The organism is Bacillus cereus group sp. MYBK222-1, from assembly GCF_051916425.1.
Lineage (GTDB): Bacteria > Bacillota > Bacilli > Bacillales > Bacillaceae_G > Bacillus_A > Bacillus_A paranthracis.
On record NZ_JBQAGP010000001.1, the window covers coordinates 1003855 to 1024531 of the forward strand.

Here is a 20677-nt window from a genome sequence, read left to right on the forward strand (position 1 = left end):
ATAAAATCTACTTTTTTATAATATCAAATATTATTATTAAATAGTAGATTAATATTGGTAATTTTATGATAATTAACAAAAATAAAAAAGAGATAATGCCAGGTAGGAGTTGAAGATACAACAGATTTCTCGTTAATAAAAGGAGATACATTACAGCAAGTAGAAGAATTAGAAGAAGAATTAAAAAGAAAATGATACTTGTACATGCTGTTTATATTTACGATATAATATAAATAGAAGGTTGTATCTTTTTGAAAAGGGGGAGAAGAGATGGCTGAAGTAAATATACAAAAGTCTTCATTTTTTAAAGAAAAAAAAGAAGAACCAAATACAGATTTCTCTCTTGTGAAAGGTGCGTTAACGGAAAATATAAATCGGTTAGAGAAATTAATGAATAATAGTACTTCAAAATATATGAGAGCAAAAAAAGAGAAAGAAAATGCATAGTGCATTTTCTTTCTCTTTTTATATGCAATTTAAATGTTTAACGAGCGGATATTAAAGTATGAAATAGAAAGTGAAAATAATGAATCATGGTATAATGATAAAAGACTTACATATTATTTTGTTATTTTGAGAGGAGCTTAAAAATGTATTCTACTTTAGAACAATTAACAAAGCACCCTGTATTTTATCATTTTGCAGAAATTTCAAAGATTCCTAGAGGATCAGGTAATGAAAAGGAAATTAGTGATTTTTTAGTTGGCTTTGCGAAAGAGCGTAATTTAGAAGTGATTCAAGATGAAGCATTAAATGTCATTATTAAAAAAGAAGCAACTGCTGGTTATGAAAATGTACCAGCTATTATCATTCAAGGTCATATGGATATGGTTTGCGAAAAAAACCAAGCAACCGTACATGATTTTGAAAAAGATCCAATCGAATTACGAATTATTGGGGACATGTTATATGCAAATCAAACGACTTTAGGTGCTGATAATGGTATTGCAGTTGCTTATGCATTAGCTTTATTAGATTCAAAAGACATTCCGCATCCAGCACTAGAAGTAGTTATTACTACTGAAGAAGAAACGACAATGGGCGGAGCTTTCGCTGTTGATTCAAATCATTTTGAAGGAAAGATTTTTATTAACATTGATTCTGAAGAAGATCATAAATTATTAGTAAGTAGCGCAGGTGGTGCGAAAGCTGTTGAAACGATTCCAGTAATTTGGGATGAAGCACCCGCGAATATGGATGCATACCGTCTATATGTTGGCGGTCTAAAAGGCGGACATTCTGGTATGGAAATTGATAAACAACGTGGTAATGCGAACAAAGTATTAGGGCGAGTATTACATGATTTATCAGTAAATATTCAATTTGATTTAAGTGAAGTTCACGGTGGATTAAAAACGAATGCAATTCCGCGTGAAAGTGTAGCTACAATCGTATTACGTACAGAAGATGTAGAGAAAGTAGAAGAAAAACTAGAATCATGGACACGAGTATTACAAGAAGAAATGCGTGCTGTTGATCCAGATGTTCATGTTACACTTACAAAATTGGATGAGAAAGTAGAAAAAGTATTTGCTAAAGAAACAAAAAAGCAACTAATTTCATCATTATTCTTAATTCCAAATGGCATTCAAAGTATGAGCATGGATATTAAAGGTCTAGTAGAAAGCTCAACAAATTTAGGTGTTATTGAAACGTTGCAAGATGAAATTAAATTACGTAACGAAGTGAGAAGTTCTGTAAGTAGTTTAAAACAACATATTGCAGATGAGATTAAATGTATTGCGGAATTAGTTGGCGCAACATTTGAAATAGAGTCAGAGTATCCAGAATGGCCATACAATCCGAATTCACAAATTCGTAATTTATTTGAAAAAGTGCATCAAGAAAAATACAATAAAGATGTTGAAATCTTCGCTGTACACGCTGGGATTGAATGTAGTGTATTCGTTCAAAAGATGCCTGAATTAGATGCAATTTCATTCGGTCCAGATATATTCAACGTCCATACTCCAGATGAACATATTAGTATTTCTTCTGTTGTGAATAACTGGGGATTCTTCGTTGATGTAATGAAAGGTACGAAAGAATTAGCTAAGTAATATTGATGAAATGAAAAATAGCCTATAAAACTTTATAGGCTATTTTTTTGTATAGAGTTTTATTAGAAATTCGTTTTTATGTAAGTATTTAATTTTTGCTTTTATTTCTAAAAGAGATTGTACCAAAGATTGCTCCGGATATCGCTCCGATTAAAGTCGTAAAAATTGCACTCCATGCTGCAAATGACATTATTACACCTCCAAATAATAAATTATTGTTTCTTATTCCTTTTAATAGAAATGATGATTGCAACAACTGCTAAGAAAATAAGAGGAGACCAAGAAAAGAAAGACATGAAAAATTCTCCCTTCAATATTTATATAAAATAATTATCACATATTTAAAAATCGAACATGTGGAATATGTAATGTTGCATATTGAATGGTAGAACTTAAAGAAGTGGAAACAGTTATTGAATAAAAATGCTGTATTAAAAAGATATGTATTTTTTCTAACCTTAAAAAAGGAAAATAATCAAAAAAGCTCCCCTTAAATAAGGGGAGCTTTTAAAATGGTTTTTTTTCAATATTTTTTGAAGAGATCTAATTAGTTTGAGATTTTAAAGCTGCCCCCATAATAATAATTTTCTCCAAGTTTCATAACGGCTACATATGTTCCCGGATTATAAGCCTTAGTAATAGGCGTTACAAATCTACCATAATTATGTTTCAAACCCGAGTCATAAATGGTTTTATATCTATGCAAGTTTATTTCATCATTTTCATTTCCACTCAATTGATATATTTTTACAATACCAGTATCCTTACCACCAGTATATATAGTAACATCGAATGTATCTCCATGTTTTAAGTCACCAACTGCTAACTCTTCTATAAAATCTGCATTATGATGTAATAAAAAATAGCTTTGCCAACGCCAAGTATCTAAAAATCTTGATTCTTGTTGTGTAAGTTGCGATTCAGCAGACACAGGTGGGAGTGTACTAATTGTATTTGCAAATAAAAATCCTCCAACAGTCAATGCACCAATAATTGTTGATTGCCTTAAAAGTTTCATCTTCTAGACCTCCTATTTACTTAAGGATTCAGAAATCGTTTTTGTGAAAAACTAGCTGTGAAATCTAATGGATGATAATATCTTCTATAATTATATTAACATTTATTGATTTATCAGACAAATTAATAAATAATAAAACTATATCGAGGGAGTTAAGGCTAATATAAGAAATAAGTTAGTTGTATAGCTAAGATATCTTTATTATATATAATTGGGATTTTTTATTTGAAAACTCGATTGTTTTAATGTTGAAATTTCAATTCACACTTTAAGTTTTAGTACATAATTCTACAATTTGACTTATGTAATTTATCACGTTATGATTTTTTTATTATAAAAGAAAGGCTTGAAGACAATGATTCGTCGTTTGAGAAAGCTAAAAAATGTAGCAGTCGTAGTAAGCTTCTAAGTAAATTGCAAAAATCTACACTACTTAGAAGCGAGGAATAAAGTTATGAAGCATCCGTTATTTAATCATTGGTCGGAAACAAAGTATATAAAAGATATAGTAACAAATCCACTCATTGAAGTAGGAGCGTACTCCTATTATTCAGGTTATTATGGTCATCCAAATTTTGAAGATGGCTGTGTAAGGTATTTGTGGGGGGATGCTAAGTCCCGAGCGCTTTTCAATCCAATTGAACAGATGGGATGGCATCTTGATAAACTCATTATTGGGAACTATGTTTGTATTGCCAGTGGAGTAGTCATTTTAATGGGTGGTAATCACAATCATCATTCAGAATGGATTACAGTATATCCATTCGCTGAGCAAATTGAACATTCATATGAACCGAAGGGCGATACAGTCATTAAAAGTGATGCTTGGATTGGAATGAATGCTATTATTATGCCTGGCGTTACAATCGGTGAAGGTGCAATCGTTGCAGCAGGATCTGTTGTAAGTAAAAATGTTCCGCCATATACAATAGTTGGTGGAAATCCTGCTAAGGAAATAAAGAAACGATTCACTGATACAGAAATAAATATGCTAATGGAAATGTGTTGGTTTGATTGGGATAGAGAATTAGTTAAGAAGGCAATTCCTTTTTTATCTAGTTCATCTATTGAATTATTATATGATTTTTATAACGAGGAAGTAAAAAATATATAGATCTGTGAGAAAAACTACGTCCGATATAGGACGTAGTTTTTTGTAGTAAAAAATTAATAGTTTAGATTATGAAAAGTTTATCCCGGTTAATGGATATCCTGATAAGTAAGGGCTAATAATCAGTTGGGAAGGGATGCAACCTCCACTGATTAAAGTTTCACTTATATTTGGTATGAGTATAGCAAGTAGGTTTTCAAGTTTTGTTCATGTGAAATATTTTTATTTGTTTATTTACCCCTCTCTATTTTAAAAATCTCCTATGGAATGTAATTGAAATCAAAAACCACTTAGAAATAACAATTACGTTGTGAGCTATTGTATAGTATAAATATGGTTCATAATAAAGGGGGAATACATATGTGGAAGCGATTTGTAGCGATTGGTGATAGTTTTACAGAGGGGATAGGGGATGAAGTTGAGGGAATTGCATTAAAAAGCTGGGTAGATCATTTTGTTCAACTGAGTGTAAACGATATAGAATATGCCAATTTTGCAAAGCGTGGGTTAGTAACGAAAGAAATTCGCTCGCAGCAATTGGAAAAAGCATTAGCTTTTAAACCAGATTTGGTTAGTCTAATTGCGGGTGCAAACGATGTATTAAAAGGACGTTGGAATCATTATGCATATAAGGAAGATATGAAATGTATGATAGATACATTAAGTAAAACAGGTGCTGATATTATGATAGCAAACCTTCCAGATTTTACAGTCAGACTTCCATTTTCTACAGAAAAAAAACAAGTGTTAAAAGAACAATTATTAGAGGCAAATGAAGTTATACTTTCATTGAGTAGAGAGCATCAGCTTCATCATATTGACTTTTGGAATCATCAGTTAGTTAATGACAATACGCTTTGGTCTAAGGATTTCATTCATCCAAACTCAAAAGGATATGTAAAAGTTGCTGAACTGATCTTTAGTAGTTTGCCTGTACATGATGCTTCTAAATAAGCTTTTGAATGAACTAATCCCTTGCGCAGGGGGCTTTTCATATTTTCTGTTGCAGAACCCTTAGTATAAGGGTTCTTTTTTGTATCAAAAATCTAAAAAAGATACAATTGGAGAACTCGAACTAAATGGAACAAATGAAACTTGTATCTTGTCTATATATTGAAACCATAATAAAAGTGAGGGCAGTTTTTATGTTTATTCAAATAAGTTTGAGGTGTGGAAATGGAACAGACGTTTATTGAAAAGTGTAATCATGATGAGCTGGACTATGTTATAAAAGACTATTGGCAAGATGTATGGAATTATTCATTTATTATTACGAAAGATCCACACTTATCAGATGATATCACGCAAGATGTATTTATAAAGGTGTTTAAAAATTGGAATTCATTTCGAAAGGAGTCATCTATTAAAACGTGGATTTTAAAAATCACAAGAAATACGGCAATAAACTATTTGAAATCCTCCTATTTTAAAAGGATATCTTTAATAGGATTTTTTAGTGACGATAAGCAATCCCTGTCAGCAGAACAAGAATTTTTTAACCAAGAAGAGATGAATGAGGTGTGGAAGGTTGTATTAAAACTACCTAAAAAGCACCGTGAAATAATTATATTGGACGCAAAATATGAATTATCATATGAAGAAATGGCCGAAACATTAGGAGTATCCATTGGAACTGTAAAATCGAGATTAAGTAGAGCGAGAAGTAAGGTTTCAAAATTAATAGGGGAGGGTAGTAGTGATGAACAATAAACAAAATCCTGACTGGTATAGAAAATTAAAAAAAGGCCCAATGGAACACCGTAAAAACGAAGAAGAATATATTTATAAAATAAAGCAATCTATATATGAAAGTAATGAGGGAGGCTCTCTAAAACAAACAAGAAGATTTCGTAAAAAAGCATTGCCAATTGTTGTGGTTTTAGCTTGTACATTTTTATTTTTTATTGTTCAACAACCTTGGCTTGATAATAATAAATCACCGGTACAAAGTAGTACACAAATTAAGCCTAAAACAAAAGATGAGTCTGCTCAAGATCCAACATTAAAACAATTCATGAATGAGTTATATCAAAGTACAAATGTAAAAAATAAAAATGAATTGTATAAAGCGTTAAAAGATGAAGTTCAATTTAAAGGGAAGAGTTATAAGAAGGATGAATTAAAGTTTGATGAAGATATTTTTCATGAGTTGCAAGTCGCACTTACAATGGGGGGAGAATTTGCAAATGATACAAAACATGTATATAAAGTACCAAGTGGATTGACAGAAAGTAACCAACCAAAGCAACCTCATTTTATATATGCAACTGTTACTGGAAATAAAACGAAAATTTTAGCTGAACCAAAGCGAGAATCACAAGTTTTATATGAAGTATCTAATGAAATGGTAAAAGCTTGGATTCCAGAAAAAGCGCAGAAGGATGAATATATAAAAATATCGACAATTAACGGTAATACTGGATATGTACAAAAAGAGTATGTTTTAACTGACATTAAATACTCATTTATGTTTGAAAAGAATAATGAAGGTGAATGGAAAATAATAAATATAGATTCTATTTGGTAAAAAAGGAAGGTTCACTTTAATGAACCTTCCTTTTTGTTTTTATTCTCTTTTTGAAGAGTATTCCAGGACTCTAAAATTTCTGATGTAACGAGAGCAGCAATGTTTTTTTCTGAATTACTTCCAGGAATAACGACAGAAACGGCAATCTGTGGATCTTCGGTAGGAGCATATGCAATGAATAGAGAATGATTGATCATTCTTGCTTGCTCATTCGGAAAACCTGTAATACCTGTTTTACCAGCGACGTCGAAGGGCAACTTTTTAATCTCCTCTATATTTTGACTCATTCCACCTTGTACGACACTCCAAAAGTTCATTGGGTAACGATTTGAACTTTCTAAAATTGGTTTAAACTTTTTTGTTTCTTTACCATCTTGACCAATAATAGCACTTGCCATTTGTGGTTTATATTTATCACCTTTACTTGCTAAAGTTGCTGCATATTGAGCGAGTTGAAGAGGAGTATGCACTTCATTTCCGCCCCACGAGGCATTTAATAAAGCGGAGATTCCATTTTCAAACTTATTAGAAGGATGGAATTCATACTGACCGTCTTCTTCAAAGGGTAAATCAATCCCGGTTTTAGAACGTAGGCCGAATTGCATTAAATAATCTGTCCATATATGTGCCACTTTTTCTATATTGCCATTATGTTGGTTAAATAATGGAAGAGCTACTTTTGCTGTCATAAATGTGTTAGATGAATTAATGATAGCCTGCCTCGGTGTAATCTCACCTGTTGGTGTTCCGGGTGCATTTGTAATGTTATTTTGATTATCATACTCAAAAGTACCGTTATCTAAATACGTATCTTCAGGTTGAAAAAGCTTTTCGTTTAATCCAATTAAAATAGTAAGTGGCTTTATAGTAGAAGCCATATTTACATAAGATTCACCATATTTTAATTTTTGAATTGCTTTATTTTGCGAAAGTGATTTTATGTTATTTATTTTAGTTGTTACATGTGTATGTAATATATTTGGATCAAAAACTGCTGAGTTGGCCATAGTTAAAATCGCGCCAGTTTTTGTATCGCTCACTACAGCATAACCAGCTTTAGCATCAGGTAATTTCTTAATTTGTGATCGTAATGCTTCCTCTGATTTTTGTTGCAATTTAGAATCTAAAGCTAGCCTGATATCCTTACCTTTTTGTACTTTTTGAATGTTCCATAAGAACTCTTTGTTATTCATTTTAAAAATAAGAGTTTTACCCGGTTTTCCTTTTAAATCATCTTCATATTGCAGCTCAATCCCACTTTTTCCAACCGGCATATGCTTTGAATTAAGGTTATTTTCTACATACCCAATTACCTGTGAACCAATTTCATGTTTAGGATAATATCGAATCCATTCATCTTTAATTATTACATTATTCGGTTTGTTTTTGTCTATGAATGCAAGTTCATTCTCAGCTATATCAGAGTATAACGGTATATCATGCATAGTCTGTTTTTTACAAGATTGTTGTAATTGAGATTTTATGCTCTCTGAAGAAATATCATGTTGAAACTTACTTGAAAATTGATCGAAAAAAGCTAATGTGTTTGATGTATCTTGTTTCGATAACTTTTCATCATTAGAAGTGCAATATAGAGACTTAACTTTCTTATTTGTAGCTAGTATTACACCATTTTGATCAAAGATTTTTCCTCTTTCAGCTGAAGAAGTTGCGATAGTAATTGAAATGAAGTTGATTTTAAATAAAATTAGTAAAATCAAACCTACAATAGAAAGAACCGCAAAAAATCTCCATTTTTTTATTTTTCTATGTAACATAAAATCCTCCCTTTTGTAGCCTATTTCATCTTATAGTTAATTATTTTTTTTGTAAATGTGGAACAACTTTATTATTTAGATTGTCTATTAAGTATTACAGCATGAAGAAAGGAATAATCAGTATGAAAAGTTACTAGCCAGCCTATGTGTAAATATAGTATGAGTCACATTGCAAGCGACAAAAAACTAGAGAGAAAAAAGGAAGGGAGGTTTATCAATTACGCGGCTATACCAAAAGAAATTGATACTTACAAGGATTTAGAAAAAAAGATAAGACATTATTTATAACCGAATAATGGTTTGTAATATATAGGGAACGTTTAAGTATTAGTGAGAAGTTCCAGAAGAATTATATGGAGGATTTATGAAAGAACAAAAAGGAAAGAAGCAGAAGACATATATATCTATTCGATTAAATATCATGTTCCTTTGCATATTTTTACTATTCTCAGCTATTATTATGCAGCTAGGAAAAGTACAAATCGTTGAGGGAGAGGCTTATAAGAATCAAGTGGAAAACAGTCAAAATGCAACAACTAGCATTCCAGTTCCGCGTGGACAGATTTTAGATCGAGAAGGGAAAACGGTCGTTAATAATAAGTCTCTTCGTACAATTACGTATACCAGGGTGAAGGGGATTACGAGTGACGATATTTTAAAAACAGCAAAAGACTTGGCGAAAGTACTTGAAATGTCTGAACAAGATATTAATAAATTAACTGATATCGATAAAAAAGATTTTTGGATGCAGTTGAATACGAAACGTGCGGAGACAAAGATTACTAAGAAAGATATAGAAACGTTTAAAGAAGAGGGAATAGAGGGAAAAGAGTTAGATAAAAAAATAGAAGATTTAAGACGAAGTCGCGTTACAGAAGTAGAATTGGGTGAGTTAACAGAACAAGATTTAAAGGTGTTAGCTATTAAAAGTAAAATGAGTTCAGGTTATCAACTAACACCACAAATTATTAAAAAAGATGTAACAGATGAGGAGTATGCGCGGATAAGTGAAAATCTTGCGGATTTTCCAGGAGTAGATGCAACGGTTGATTGGGAACGTAATTATGTAAATGGTAATTTGTTTCGTTCCGTATTAGGTAATATTACGAGTAGTGAAGAAGGTCTGCCGAAAGAAAACTTAGATTCTTATTTGGTACGTGGATATAACCGTAATGATCGTGTCGGAAAAAGTTATATTGAACAACGATATGAAGATGTATTACATGGTACAAAAGAAGAAGTGAAAAACATAACTGATAAATCAGGAAACATTATAAATACAGAAGTAATCGCTAAAGGAAAAAGTGGTAAAAGTTTAACATTAACGATTGATATGGAATTACAAAAGAAAGTGGAAGAAAGTATAGAGAAAAATTTGAGAGCTTTTAAGAGTTCAGAGCCGCTGCTCGATCGAGCTTTTGTCGTCATGACGAATCCAAAAAACGGACAGGTTTTATCTATGGCAGGCAAAAAGATTGTAGAAAAAGAAGGAGTACTAGAGATTGAGGATTTGGCATTAGGTAACATGACAACTTCGTATGAACTAGGATCAGCTGTAAAAGGTGCAACTTTATTAACTGGATATGAGACGGGGGCAATACATCCAGGAGATCAATTTTATGATGCACCGATGAAATTTAAAGGTACACAAGCCAAGAAATCATGGAATGTATCTGGATTTGGTAATATTAATGATTTACGTGCTTTGCAAGTATCTTCGAATGTATACATGTTCCAGACAGCTTTAAAAATTGCGGGAGTTAATTACGTACCAAATGGCTCATTGGATATTAAACAAGGAGCATTTGATACGATGCGTTATTATTTCAAGCAATTTGGTTTAGGTGTCCCAACAGGTATTGATTTACCGAATGAAATAATTGGACAAACGAGAAAAGTAGATAGTCAACCTGGTTTTTTACTAGATTTTTCTATCGGTCAGTATGATACGTATACGCCATTGCAATTAGCTCAATATATTTCAACGATTGCGAATGGTGGTTATAGAATGCAACCTCAAATTGTACAAGAAATACGAGAACAATCAATTAAAGAAGAGGTTGGTAAAGTTATTCGTTCTATAGAGCCTGTCGTATTAAATCGGATTGATATGAAGACAGAATATATTGATCGAATAAAAGAAGGGTTTAGATGGGTATTCCAAGAAGGGGATGGAACTGGCGTAAAGCATTTCAAAAATGCTCCATATAAACCAGCAGGAAAGACAGGGACAGCCCAAACTGTGTATGGTGGAGATGATCCAATTGGTAGAAATGCAAAAGGAGAACGTATGGAATGTTACAACTTAACGTTAGTTGGATATGCTCCATATGATAATCCAGAAGTAGCATTCTCAGTAGTAGTTCCGTGGCTTCATAATGATAAAAGTGGAATTAATTCTATAATTGGAAAGGAAGTTTTAGATGCATATTTTGATTTAAAACAGCAACGTATACATGGTGAGGGTGCTAGTACAGATAGTCCTAATCAAAATTAGTAAAATTTGTGTACTTTTCTCAGGGGAAGAGACCCTATTTTATATAAAGCATTTATAAGTAAAAAGATGAGTTGTGAAATAAGGGGTAGCGTCGATCATAGTTGCTACTCTTTATTTTGTTAATAACACCGATATTAGTTATAAAATTTTTTTAGATTATGGAACAAATTTATTTTAGTGATTGTCTATTATATGTAAGTAAAAAAAGTGTTAAGAATTTGAAAGGAATGATGATTTTGAAAAACAAGAGGCTGCTAAAAATAGGAATATGCGTTGGTATATTAGGTTTAAGTCTTACATGCCTAGAAGCTTTTACAGGAGGACCATTGCAAGTTGAAGCGAAAGAAAAGACTGGACAAGTGAAACATAAAAATCAGGCGACGCATAAAGAGTTCTCTCAACTTGAGAAAAAATTTGATGCTCGATTAGGTGTATATGCGATTGATACTGGTACAAATCAAACAATCGCTTATCGACCTAACGAAAGGTTTGCCTTTGCATCAACTTACAAGGCTTTAGCGGCAGGGGTATTACTGCAACAGAACTCTACTAAGAAATTAGATGAAGTTATTACTTATACGAAAGAAGATTTAGTGGATTATTCACCTGTTACAGAGAAACATGTAGATACTGGAATGACACTAGGAGAAATTGCGGAGGCTGCTGTTCGTTATAGTGATAATACTGCAGGGAACATTTTATTTCATAAAATAGGCGGACCGAAAGGATATGAAAAAGCGCTTAGAAAGATGGGGGATCGGGTTACTATGTCTGATCGCTTTGAAACAGAGTTAAACGAGGCTATTCCAGGAGACATTCGTGATACTAGTACAGCAAAAGCAATTGCTACGAATCTTAAAGCTTTTACGGTCGGAAATGCACTTCCTGCTGAAAAACGTAAGATACTTACAGAGTGGATGAAAGGAAATGCGACAGGAGACAAACTTATTCGTGCAGGTGTACCAACTGACTGGGTAGTTGGAGATAAATCAGGTGCAGGAAGTTACGGGACAAGAAATGATATTGCTATCGTTTGGCCACCAAATAGATCACCTATTATCATCGCAATTTTATCTAGTAAAGATGAGAAAGAGGCTACCTATGATAATCAACTAATTAAAGAGGCGGCTGAAGTTGTAATCGATGCTATTAAATAATAATCTCTTAGTTATTTCAGTTTTTTACCATATGTTGTTGGGTATATAAAATTAGAAAACGATTCTTTTTCGTATGAAAAGAATCGTTTTTGTATTTTTATTATTAAGAGGATGACGGTAAAATAAATATATATGACGTATCCGATATGAAATTTCATGTACTGTACTATATTCAATAAAAAATCAAAAATGTATCATATAATTCTGTTAACATAAAATAAGTGTTTTATAAAAATAAAAGGAGAGAATATGAAGAGAAATATTAATAGAATCATATTGTTTATTGGCATATTAGTAGCTTTTATTACTTTTTTATATTTACAGAACAATTTAATAGGTATAACTGAGGTTAAAATAACCTCTAGTAAAATACCCTCCTCTTTTAAAGGGTATAAAATTCTACAAATTTCAGACTTACACAATAAACAATTTGGCAATAAGCAAGGTGTATTAATTCAAAAAATTGAAAGCATAGACCCAGATATTATTGCGATTACGGGTGATTTAATTGACAGTAAATCATACGATGCAGAAGTTAGTATGCAATTAATACGAGAAATTGTAAAGGAGTATCCTGTATATTTTGTGACAGGAAACCATGAACAATGGTCTGGAAAGTATAACCGTTTAGAAAAAGAGTTGAAGAAATATGATGTCAATGTTTTAAGGAATGAACATGTAGGCATTCGAAAGGGGGAGCAAGAAATAAATTTGCTAGGTATTGATGATCCGGAGTTTGTAACTGGAAACCGTGATGAAGGAAATATTGTAAAAGATGCAATTTTAAAAGCGAAATTTGAAATGCCTCCAAATACATTTGATGTATTATTATCCCATAGGCCTGAATTTTTGACAGAATACGCTGATGAGCAACTAGATTTAGTATTATCGGGTCATGCTCATGGAGGGCAAGTTAGATTGCCATTTATCGGAGGATTAGTTGCGCCAAATCAAGGTGTTTTACCTAAATATACAGCGGGTTTATATGTAGAACAAAATACATCAATGGTAGTGAGTAGAGGATTAGGAAATAGTATCATTCCGCAAAGGATTTTGAATAGGCCAGAAATTGTAGTCGTGCAGCTAAATTAAGCTGTACGATTTTTTTTATACAAAAATGAGTAAAGGGGCTTTCTGTATTTTGCAGGAGTAAACATTACAATTTTGTTAAAAATTTTCTACGTTACATAAAGTAACAAAATTTGACCCTCAGTGTTTGTTATAGTGTAAATAATCAAAAAACTTAAAATTTGTCGAGTGAAAAGTGTGATAAGTAATTCATGTAAAAAACTTAAAGGGGTGTACACATGCATAAAGAATACGAAATTGAAGAGTATACGGCGATTGAGGAACAAATACATTATTATTGTAAATGTTTATTAGTAACTCATCCTGATCAAATTATAAAGTATTTAGAAAAAAGATTAGAAAAATATGCAGAAACATTACAATATGCACATTTATATCCCGACACAGTTATATTACCGTTACAGCAATTAGTTATCGAATATTCTTTAGATGTTGCTAGAATTAGGAAATATATGAATTTAAAAACGTAAAGCAAATTATATAATTTAAATGAAACAGAGTCGACTTTAAGAAAGGATATTCTAATGTCGACTCTGTTTCATTGTTTAATATTATTGACGGAAAACCATACTAATCAATGAAGTTTGACATATAATTACGCAAGAGTAAAATAAAAGTGAGTACTCACTCATTTTAGAGAAGGGGGAAGAATACGTGAAGCAGCCTGCCATTATTTTACGGACTGTATCAAAAAGTTTTGGGAAAAAAGAAGTTTTACACAATCTTTCATTACAAGTTGAAAAAGCAGAGATATTTGGTTTAGTTGGGCCTTCAGGTTCTGGGAAAACGACTCTTATTAAATTGATTGCAGGTATTAACGAAGCAACGGAAGGTGAAGTGCTTGTTTACAACACGAACATGCCTAATTTAAATGAAATGAAAAGAATTGGTTATATGGCTCAAGCTGATGCATTATACGAAGAACTATCAGCATATGAAAATGCAGATTTTATGGCAACGATGTACGGATTAAAGGGAAAGCATAAAAAAGAAAGAATTGAAGAAGTTTTTGACCTTGTACAATTATCACAACATATGAAAAAGCAAGTGCAGCATTTTTCAGGCGGGATGAAGAAGCGTTTATCATTAGCAATAGCACTCCTTCATGAACCAGAAATATTAATTTTAGATGAGCCAACAGTGGGGATAGATCCGCTTCTTAGAAAAACAATCTGGGCAAAATTTTATGATTTGAAAAAGAAAGGCACAACGATAATTGTAACGACACACATTATGGACGAAGCTGAATTTTGTGAACGCCTAGGGTTAATTAGAGAAGGAAAGCTAGTTGCGACTGGTACAACTGAAGAATTGAAAAAGCGGGTATCATCAGGAAGGATTGAAGATGTCTTTTTGTTGGAAGAGGTGGCTGAATCATGAGAGTTACCGGTGTAATCATTCGTATTATTCGCCAATTTTTTCGAGATAAACGTTCGTTAGCGATGATGTTTGGGGCACCTATGTTATTACTTTGGTTATTGTCGCTAGTGTTTACACAAAAGGACTATGTACCGCATATTGCTGTTGTTGATATGCCCGCTCAGTTAGTAAAAGTGATGAAAAATCAGGAAGCGTCAATTTATGAATATAATACAGAAAAGGCAATGTCTGAGCTGGAAAATCAAAAGGTAGATGCAGTCATTCGTTTAGAAAATGGAAAAATGAATATTGTATTAGAAGGTAGCGATTCGTCAAAAAATCGTGCTGTACTTCAAATATTACAAAAAAGTACAGAGAAGAACGATGTATCGATTATGAAACCTGAAGTGAATTATTTACATGGCTCTAAAGACTTTACAATGTTTGATGGGCTTGGTCCTGTATTAATCGGTTTTTTTACATTTTTCTTTGTATTCATTTTATCAGGGGTGTCTTTCGTAAGAGAACGTTTAAGTGGTACTTTAGAAAGGTTATTATCGACTCCAATTAAAAGATGGGAAATAGTTGTAGGATATATTATTGGTTTTGGGATCTTTGCATTTATACAATCCATTATTATCGTAAGTTTTTCAGTTTACATTTTAGACTTGTATGTAGCTGGCTCCATATGGCTAACGCTACTTATTACATGTATGCTTTCTTTAACGGCATTAACTTTAGGGACGTTTTTATCGGCATACGCAAATAATGAATTTCAAATGATCCAGTTTATACCGCTTGTCATTGTGCCACAAATTTTCTTTTCTGGTTTGTTTCCAATTGAATCTATGAATAAGTGGCTTCAAATGTTAGGGAAATTATTTCCACTCACATATGGCGCTGACGCAATGAGACAGGTGATGATTCGAAATCAAGGATTTACAGAGATTGTATTAGATCTTACCGTATTATTACTTTTTTCAATATTATTTGCAATAGGGAATGTATTTGCATTAAAGAAACATCGAAAAATATAATGATGATACAAAGGGGCATTATAGATGAAGAAAGATTGGCTGGAAGAATTAATTGCCGCAACTAACACGGATAAACGAAATGAACGTCAAATGCGTATATTAGAGGCGGCTGTTGATATGTTTGGAGAAAAAGGATACGCTTCAACTTCAACAAGTGAAATTGCAAAGCGTGCTGGTGTAGCGGAAGGAACAATCTTCCGCTACTATAAAACAAAAAAAGATTTATTGTTAGCAGTAGTCATGCCGACATTAACGAAGTTTGCTGCACCATTTTTCGTACAAACATTCGCAAAGGAAATATTTAAATCGGAGTATGAATCATATGAAGGGCTTCTAAGAGTTGTTATTCATAATAGATTTGAATTTGCAAAAAAGCATTTTCCAATGATAAAAATATTAATTCAAGAAGTGCCATTTCAGCCAGAACTGAAAAATGAAATACAACAATTAGTAGAAACAGAGTTACTTACACATTTTAAAAAGTTGATTGCAAAGTTTCAAGAAGAAGGAGCAATTATTGAAATGCCTCCAGCTTCTGTATTACGACTTACTTTATCAGCTGTGTTAGGATTACTTTTAACACGATTTTTATTATTGCCAGAAGAAAAATGGGATGATGAAGTGGAAATTGAAAATACGATTCAGTTTATATTGTACGGATTAACGCCACGAATTTAATCGATGAAGTGTGAATTACATATCTTATATTTAAGTAAAATAATAAATCGCCTTTAAAAAGGCGATTTATTTTCATGATATATTTTTGATAAATAAGTACTTGTTTACTAAAAACATTCTAAATCAGCGTGTTTCTTTGTCTCTTCTTCTAAGACCTAATAATCCTGCTAGTCCTAATAAACCGAGCCAAGCCCAATTATTATTTTTATCACGATTATCATTTAAATCATTTGTTGTATTTACATTTCGAGTTCTTACATCATTATTAACTCTGTCTAAGTTATTGTCATTAACTCGAGTTGAAATGTCAGTGTTATTAACTCTATTCATATTAGTTCCATCGTATTCAGCTTGTGCAGATGTACCTAAAAACATAATAGATAGTGCTAAAACACTTAAAATAGATGATAATTTCTTCTTCATAACGCTCTCCTCCTTTCTTGTGTATTAATTTCTCCAAAGCATGTGTGTATTATTCGTTTCACAGTATCTAAACCATCATTATAGAGCGCATATTTATAGAAAATAGAGTTGAACGATTGCTAATATATTATTTGATATATATTTGTCATAAAATTAAATGAATCAAACTTTGCTTAAAATGTTAATCTTAGTACAATTTATATTATACGGACTAGCACTAAGGAGGTAATGAGATGCGACAATTTGCAAAACCAACAATCGTCGTAAGTAAATGTTTAGAATTTGATGCTTGTCGTTATAATGGAGAGATGATTCCAGATGTAACAATACGAAATTTGCAGCCATTTGTTACATTTATACCTGTCTGTCCAGAAGTCGAGATTGGATTGGGGACTCCTCGTGAAACGATACGCATTGTAGAAGAAAGTGGTGTGAATAGGCTTGTGCAACCGTCTACAAGAGAAGACGTCACTGAAAAAATGAATCAATTTTCAAATGAATTTTTACAAACGATATCTGATGTAGATGGTTTTATTTTAAAGAATCGCTCACCAAGTTGTGGTACGCGTGATGTGAAAATTTATTCTGGTTTTGAAAAAGCACCAGCAAAAGGAAAAGGACCAGGCTTATTTGGTGGTGCAGTATTAAAAAAATTTTCGCATCTTCCAATTGAAGAAGAAGGTAGATTGTCGAATTTTATTATTAGAGAACACTTCTTTACAAGATTATTTACAATCGCATATTACAAGATGATTAAACGTAATAAAAATATGAAAGACCTCGTATCGTTTCAGTCGGATAATAAATATTTATTTATGGCATATAATCAGGTAAAACAAAAGGAATTAGGGCGTATTATTGCAAATCATAAAAATGAAAAGATTGAAGTTGTATTTGAAAACTATGAGAAGACTTTATATGAATTATTTATGCGCACACCCCGCTATACATCGAATGTAAATGTATGTGAGCATATTTTTGGATACTTTAAAACAAAGCTGAAAAAACAAGAAAAAGATCATTTTTTAAATTTAATACAAAAGTATATAGAAAAGAAAATACCACTTAGTAGTTTACTTACAATTTTAAAATCATGGGCCATTCGATTTGATGAAAAGTATTTATTAAGACAAACGTATTTCGAACCATACCCTGAAGCATTAGTAGAAATTTCTGATTCGGGAAAAGGTAGAGATTATTAAACAATAAATTACATAATTCGACACAAAAGCTCCTATGTTGTTGTAGAACAATGTAGGAATTTTTTTGTGCATTAGTACAGAATCTGTTTTAAAATTAAATTATGACAGAATTATAACAATTATCTAACTAATGTTCTTGTCTTTTCATTCGTAATGTTTGTAGTAGAAACTCGCACGCTGTCGAAACTCAATATTCGATAAGGGGTGTGTAGCGGAATGGAATTTACTCTAACTCGCGAAAAACAAATGATTAAAGAAATGGTACGTGACTTTGCTGAAAAGGAAATCGCACCGAAAGCTGTGTATTATGACAAAACTGCAGAGTTTCCATATGAAACATTTCAAAAAATGGGCGAACTAGGATTATTAGGCATCCCATTCCCAGAAGAGTATGGAGGTTCAGGTGGCGATACAGTATCGTACGCGTTAGCAGTTGAAGAAATTGGTCGTGCTTGTGGTGGGACAGGATTAAGTTACGCTGCAACAATTTCATTAGGTGCTTCTCCAATTTATTATTTCGGTACAGAAGAACAAAAACAGAAATATTTAGTTCCAATGGCATCAGGCAAAACTTTAGGTGCTTTCGGATTAACTGAGCCGAATGCTGGATCTGATGCAGGTGGCACACAAACGAAAGCTATATTAGACGGAGACGAGTATGTTATTAGTGGTGAGAAGTGTTGGATTACAAATGCAGAGTATGCAAATACAATTATTGTAACCGCTGTCAACGGTGTTGAAGAGAATGGTAGAAAACGTATTTCTGCATTTATCGTACCGACTACTAGTGAAGGGTTAACGATTTCAAGCCCTTACGATAAGATGGGCGTACGTGCTTCTAATACATGTGAAATCGTACTTGATGGTGTACGTGTGCCGAAAGAAAATATACTTGGTGATGTAAATAAAGGGTTTAAACAATTCTTATATACACTTGATGGAGGACGTATTTCAATCGCAGCATTAGCTGTTGGTATTGCACAATCTGCATTTGAACGTGCATTGAAATATGCGAAAGAACGTCAACAATTTGGAAAATCAATTTCTAATTTCCAAGCGATTCAATTTAAATTAGCTGATATGGCAACTGAAGTAGAGCTAGCGCGTAATTTAGTACATAAAGCAGCTTGGTTAAAAGATAACGATAAACCTTTCGGTAAAGAAGCGGCTATGGCAAAACTTTTCGCATCTGAAGCAGCAAGCCGTATTGCAAATCAAGCAGTACAAATTCATGGTGGATATGGCTATATGCGTGAATATGAAGTAGAACGACATATTCGTGATGCAAAACTATTAGAAATTGGTGAAGGAACTTCTGAAATTCAACGTCTCGTAATTGCTAGACATTTAGGATGTAGATAAAAAGGAGGAATCACTATGTTTCAAAAAATATTAATTGCGAATCGTGGGGAAATCGCAGTTCGTATTATGAAAACTTGTCAAAAACTTGGCATTCGCACTGTTGCTATTTATTCTGAGGCAGATGAAAATGCCTTGCATGTAAAAATGGCAAATGAAGCTTACTTAGTAGGTGGGCCACGTGTCCAAGAAAGCTATTTAAACCTTGAAAAAATTATTGAAATAGCTAAGAAGACAAATGCTGAAGCAATCCACCCGGGGTATGGATTATTATCTGAGAATCCATCTTTTCCGGTTCGTTGTAAAGAAGAAGGAATCGTATTTATCGGGCCATCAGAAGAAATCATTACGAAGATGGGAAGTAAAATCGAATCACGTATTGCGATGCAAGCTGCAGATGTCCCAGTAGTCCCAGGTATTACTACAAATATTGAAACTGCTGAAGAAGCAATTGAAATTGCAAAACAAATTGGTTATCCATTAATGCTTAAGGCATCCGCAGGCGGCGGAGGCATTGGTATGCAGTTGATGGAAACTGAGCAAACGCTCACCAAAGCGTTTGAAAGTAATAAAACAAGAGCGCAAAACTTCTTCGGTAACGGAGAAATGTATTTAGAGCGATATATAGCAGATGCGCATCATATTGAAATTCAGCTTTTAGCAGATACACATGGTAACACAGTGTATTTATGGGAGCGTGAATGTTCGGTACAGCGCCGAAATCAAAAAGTAATCGAAGAAGCACCTTCACCATTTTTAGATGAAGGTACACGAAAGGCGATGGGAGAAGTTGCTGTACAAGCTGCCAAAGCTCTAGGGTATACAAATGCTGGTACAGTTGAGTTTCTAGTAGATGATCAGAAGAACTTCTATTTCTTAGAGATGAATACGAGATTACAAGTAGAGCATCCAGTTACAGAAGAAATTACAGGTTTAGATCTTGTAGAACAACAACTTCTAATTGCATGTGGTGAAAAATTATCGTTTACACAAGATGATGTAAAACGTAGTGGTCATGCCATTGAGGCACGTATTTATGCAGAAGATCCGAAAACTTTCTTCCCATCACCTGGGAAAATTACAAATTTAACGCTTCCAACAAATGTACGTATCGATCACTTTTTGGAGAATCAAGTAACGATTACACCTTTCTATGATCCAATGATTGCGAAAGTCATTGCTCATGGTGAAACGCGTGAAGAAGCAATTTCGAAATTACATGATGCTCTAGAAGAATTAAAAGTAGAAGGTATTAAAACGAACACGCCAATGCTGCTTCAAGTATTGGAAGATGATGTGTTCAAAAGTGGTATTTATACAACGGGTTTTGTAACGAAACAACTTGTTAAAAAATAAGATTTAAAAATACTAAGGGGGAAAAA

At 32.8% G+C, this 20677-nt stretch carries 19 protein-coding genes and 1 pseudogene; 17 read left to right on the forward strand and 3 right to left on the reverse strand.

Annotated elements, in window-relative coordinates; genetic code table 11:
• Positions 1–111: 111 nt before the first annotated feature.
• The 3 genes and pseudogenes from ACTFR9_RS05080 to pepD all read left to right on the forward strand — a co-directional run.
• Positions 112–195, forward strand: a pseudogene (locus tag ACTFR9_RS05080) (D-alanyl-D-alanine carboxypeptidase); the annotation flags it as partial.
• 75 nt (positions 196–270) lie between these two features.
• On the forward strand, positions 271–447 hold the full coding sequence (gene spoIISB, locus ACTFR9_RS05085) for a stage II sporulation protein SB (RefSeq protein ID WP_076855777.1): 177 nt from the start codon (positions 271–273) through the stop codon (positions 445–447).
• 143 nt (positions 448–590) lie between these two features.
• Positions 591–2060 (forward strand): beta-Ala-His dipeptidase, encoded by a 1470-nt coding sequence (pepD, locus tag ACTFR9_RS05090; protein ID WP_076855778.1) that lies wholly within the window; start codon positions 591–593, stop codon positions 2058–2060.
• Positions 2061–2607: 547 nt separating this feature from the next.
• Here the strand turns inward: pepD and ACTFR9_RS05095 are convergent.
• On the reverse strand, positions 2608–3078 hold the full coding sequence (locus tag ACTFR9_RS05095; RefSeq protein ID WP_074539940.1) for a DUF5065 family protein: 471 nt from the start codon (positions 3076–3078) through the stop codon (positions 2608–2610).
• A 454-nt stretch (positions 3079–3532) separates the two neighbouring features.
• On the opposite strand from ACTFR9_RS05095, the gene ACTFR9_RS05100 reads away from it, so the two are divergent.
• The 4 genes from ACTFR9_RS05100 to ACTFR9_RS05115 all read left to right on the forward strand — a co-directional run bounded on the left by ACTFR9_RS05100 (position 3533) and on the right by ACTFR9_RS05115 (position 6716).
• Positions 3533–4192, forward strand: a complete 660-nt coding sequence (locus ACTFR9_RS05100) for a CatB-related O-acetyltransferase (RefSeq protein ID WP_076855780.1) — start codon at positions 3533–3535, stop codon at positions 4190–4192.
• Positions 4193–4549: 357 nt separating this feature from the next.
• A complete protein-coding gene (locus ACTFR9_RS05105; protein ID WP_000265898.1) occupies positions 4550–5143 on the forward strand; it encodes an SGNH/GDSL hydrolase family protein in 594 nt (197 codons plus the stop codon).
• A 222-nt stretch (positions 5144–5365) separates the two neighbouring features.
• Positions 5366–5899, forward strand: a complete 534-nt coding sequence (locus ACTFR9_RS05110; RefSeq protein ID WP_000438330.1) for an RNA polymerase sigma factor — start codon at positions 5366–5368, stop codon at positions 5897–5899.
• Entirely contained in the window at positions 5889–6716 is an 828-nt protein-coding gene (locus tag ACTFR9_RS05115; RefSeq protein ID WP_001060776.1) for a hypothetical protein, read from the forward strand. Before ACTFR9_RS05110 ends, ACTFR9_RS05115 begins: the two co-directional genes overlap by 11 nt.
• Before the next feature lie 11 nt (positions 6717–6727).
• On the opposite strand, the gene ACTFR9_RS05120 is transcribed toward ACTFR9_RS05115, so the two are convergent.
• Entirely contained in the window at positions 6728–8494 is a 1767-nt protein-coding gene (locus ACTFR9_RS05120) for a peptidoglycan D,D-transpeptidase FtsI family protein (protein ID WP_214328865.1), read from the reverse strand.
• Positions 8495–8858: 364 nt separating this feature from the next.
• Between ACTFR9_RS05120 and ACTFR9_RS05125 the strand changes: the two genes are divergently transcribed.
• The 7 genes from ACTFR9_RS05125 to ACTFR9_RS05155 all read left to right on the forward strand — a co-directional run bounded on the left by ACTFR9_RS05125 (position 8859) and on the right by ACTFR9_RS05155 (position 16311).
• The gene (locus ACTFR9_RS05125; RefSeq protein ID WP_000662972.1) at positions 8859–10991 is read left to right on the forward strand and encodes a peptidoglycan D,D-transpeptidase FtsI family protein; all 2133 of its coding nucleotides are present in this window, start codon (positions 8859–8861) and stop codon (positions 10989–10991) included.
• 227 nt (positions 10992–11218) lie between these two features.
• On the forward strand, positions 11219–12148 hold the full coding sequence (gene bla, locus ACTFR9_RS05130; RefSeq protein ID WP_073536118.1) for a class A beta-lactamase Bla1: 930 nt from the start codon (positions 11219–11221) through the stop codon (positions 12146–12148).
• A gap of 249 nt (positions 12149–12397) precedes the next feature.
• Entirely contained in the window at positions 12398–13240 is an 843-nt protein-coding gene (locus ACTFR9_RS05135) for a metallophosphoesterase (RefSeq protein ID WP_000827830.1), read from the forward strand.
• Between the two features lie 215 nt (positions 13241–13455).
• A complete protein-coding gene (locus tag ACTFR9_RS05140; RefSeq protein WP_000548624.1) occupies positions 13456–13707 on the forward strand; it encodes a hypothetical protein in 252 nt (83 codons plus the stop codon).
• Between the two features lie 184 nt (positions 13708–13891).
• Positions 13892–14617 (forward strand): ABC transporter ATP-binding protein, encoded by a 726-nt coding sequence (locus tag ACTFR9_RS05145; RefSeq protein WP_000812700.1) that lies wholly within the window; start codon positions 13892–13894, stop codon positions 14615–14617.
• Positions 14614–15633, forward strand: coding sequence for an ABC transporter permease (locus ACTFR9_RS05150; protein WP_048554466.1), 1020 nt, complete (start codon positions 14614–14616; stop codon positions 15631–15633). Before ACTFR9_RS05145 ends, ACTFR9_RS05150 begins: the two co-directional genes overlap by 4 nt.
• A gap of 24 nt (positions 15634–15657) precedes the next feature.
• Complete coding sequence (locus ACTFR9_RS05155; protein WP_000711177.1) at positions 15658–16311, forward strand: TetR/AcrR family transcriptional regulator; 654 nt, start codon at positions 15658–15660, stop codon at positions 16309–16311.
• Between the two features lie 123 nt (positions 16312–16434).
• Here the strand turns inward: ACTFR9_RS05155 and ACTFR9_RS05160 are convergent, their stop codons facing one another.
• A complete protein-coding gene (locus ACTFR9_RS05160) occupies positions 16435–16734 on the reverse strand; it encodes a WGxxGxxG family protein (protein WP_229136335.1) in 300 nt (99 codons plus the stop codon).
• Positions 16735–16967: 233 nt separating this feature from the next.
• On the opposite strand from ACTFR9_RS05160, the gene ACTFR9_RS05165 reads away from it, so the two are divergent.
• The 3 genes from ACTFR9_RS05165 to ACTFR9_RS05175 all read left to right on the forward strand — a co-directional run bounded on the left by ACTFR9_RS05165 (position 16968) and on the right by ACTFR9_RS05175 (position 20651).
• Positions 16968–17936: a YbgA family protein gene (locus ACTFR9_RS05165; RefSeq protein ID WP_074603050.1), complete on the forward strand. Its 969-nt coding sequence runs from the start codon at positions 16968–16970 to the stop codon at positions 17934–17936.
• A gap of 216 nt (positions 17937–18152) precedes the next feature.
• On the forward strand, positions 18153–19298 hold the full coding sequence (locus ACTFR9_RS05170; protein WP_229136334.1) for an acyl-CoA dehydrogenase: 1146 nt from the start codon (positions 18153–18155) through the stop codon (positions 19296–19298).
• A 15-nt stretch (positions 19299–19313) separates the two neighbouring features.
• Positions 19314–20651 carry an acetyl-CoA carboxylase biotin carboxylase subunit gene (locus ACTFR9_RS05175; RefSeq protein WP_000486740.1) on the forward strand — a complete coding sequence of 446 codons (1338 nt, stop codon included), beginning with the start codon at positions 19314–19316 and terminating at the stop codon, positions 20649–20651.
• Positions 20652–20677: the final 26 nt, after the last annotated feature.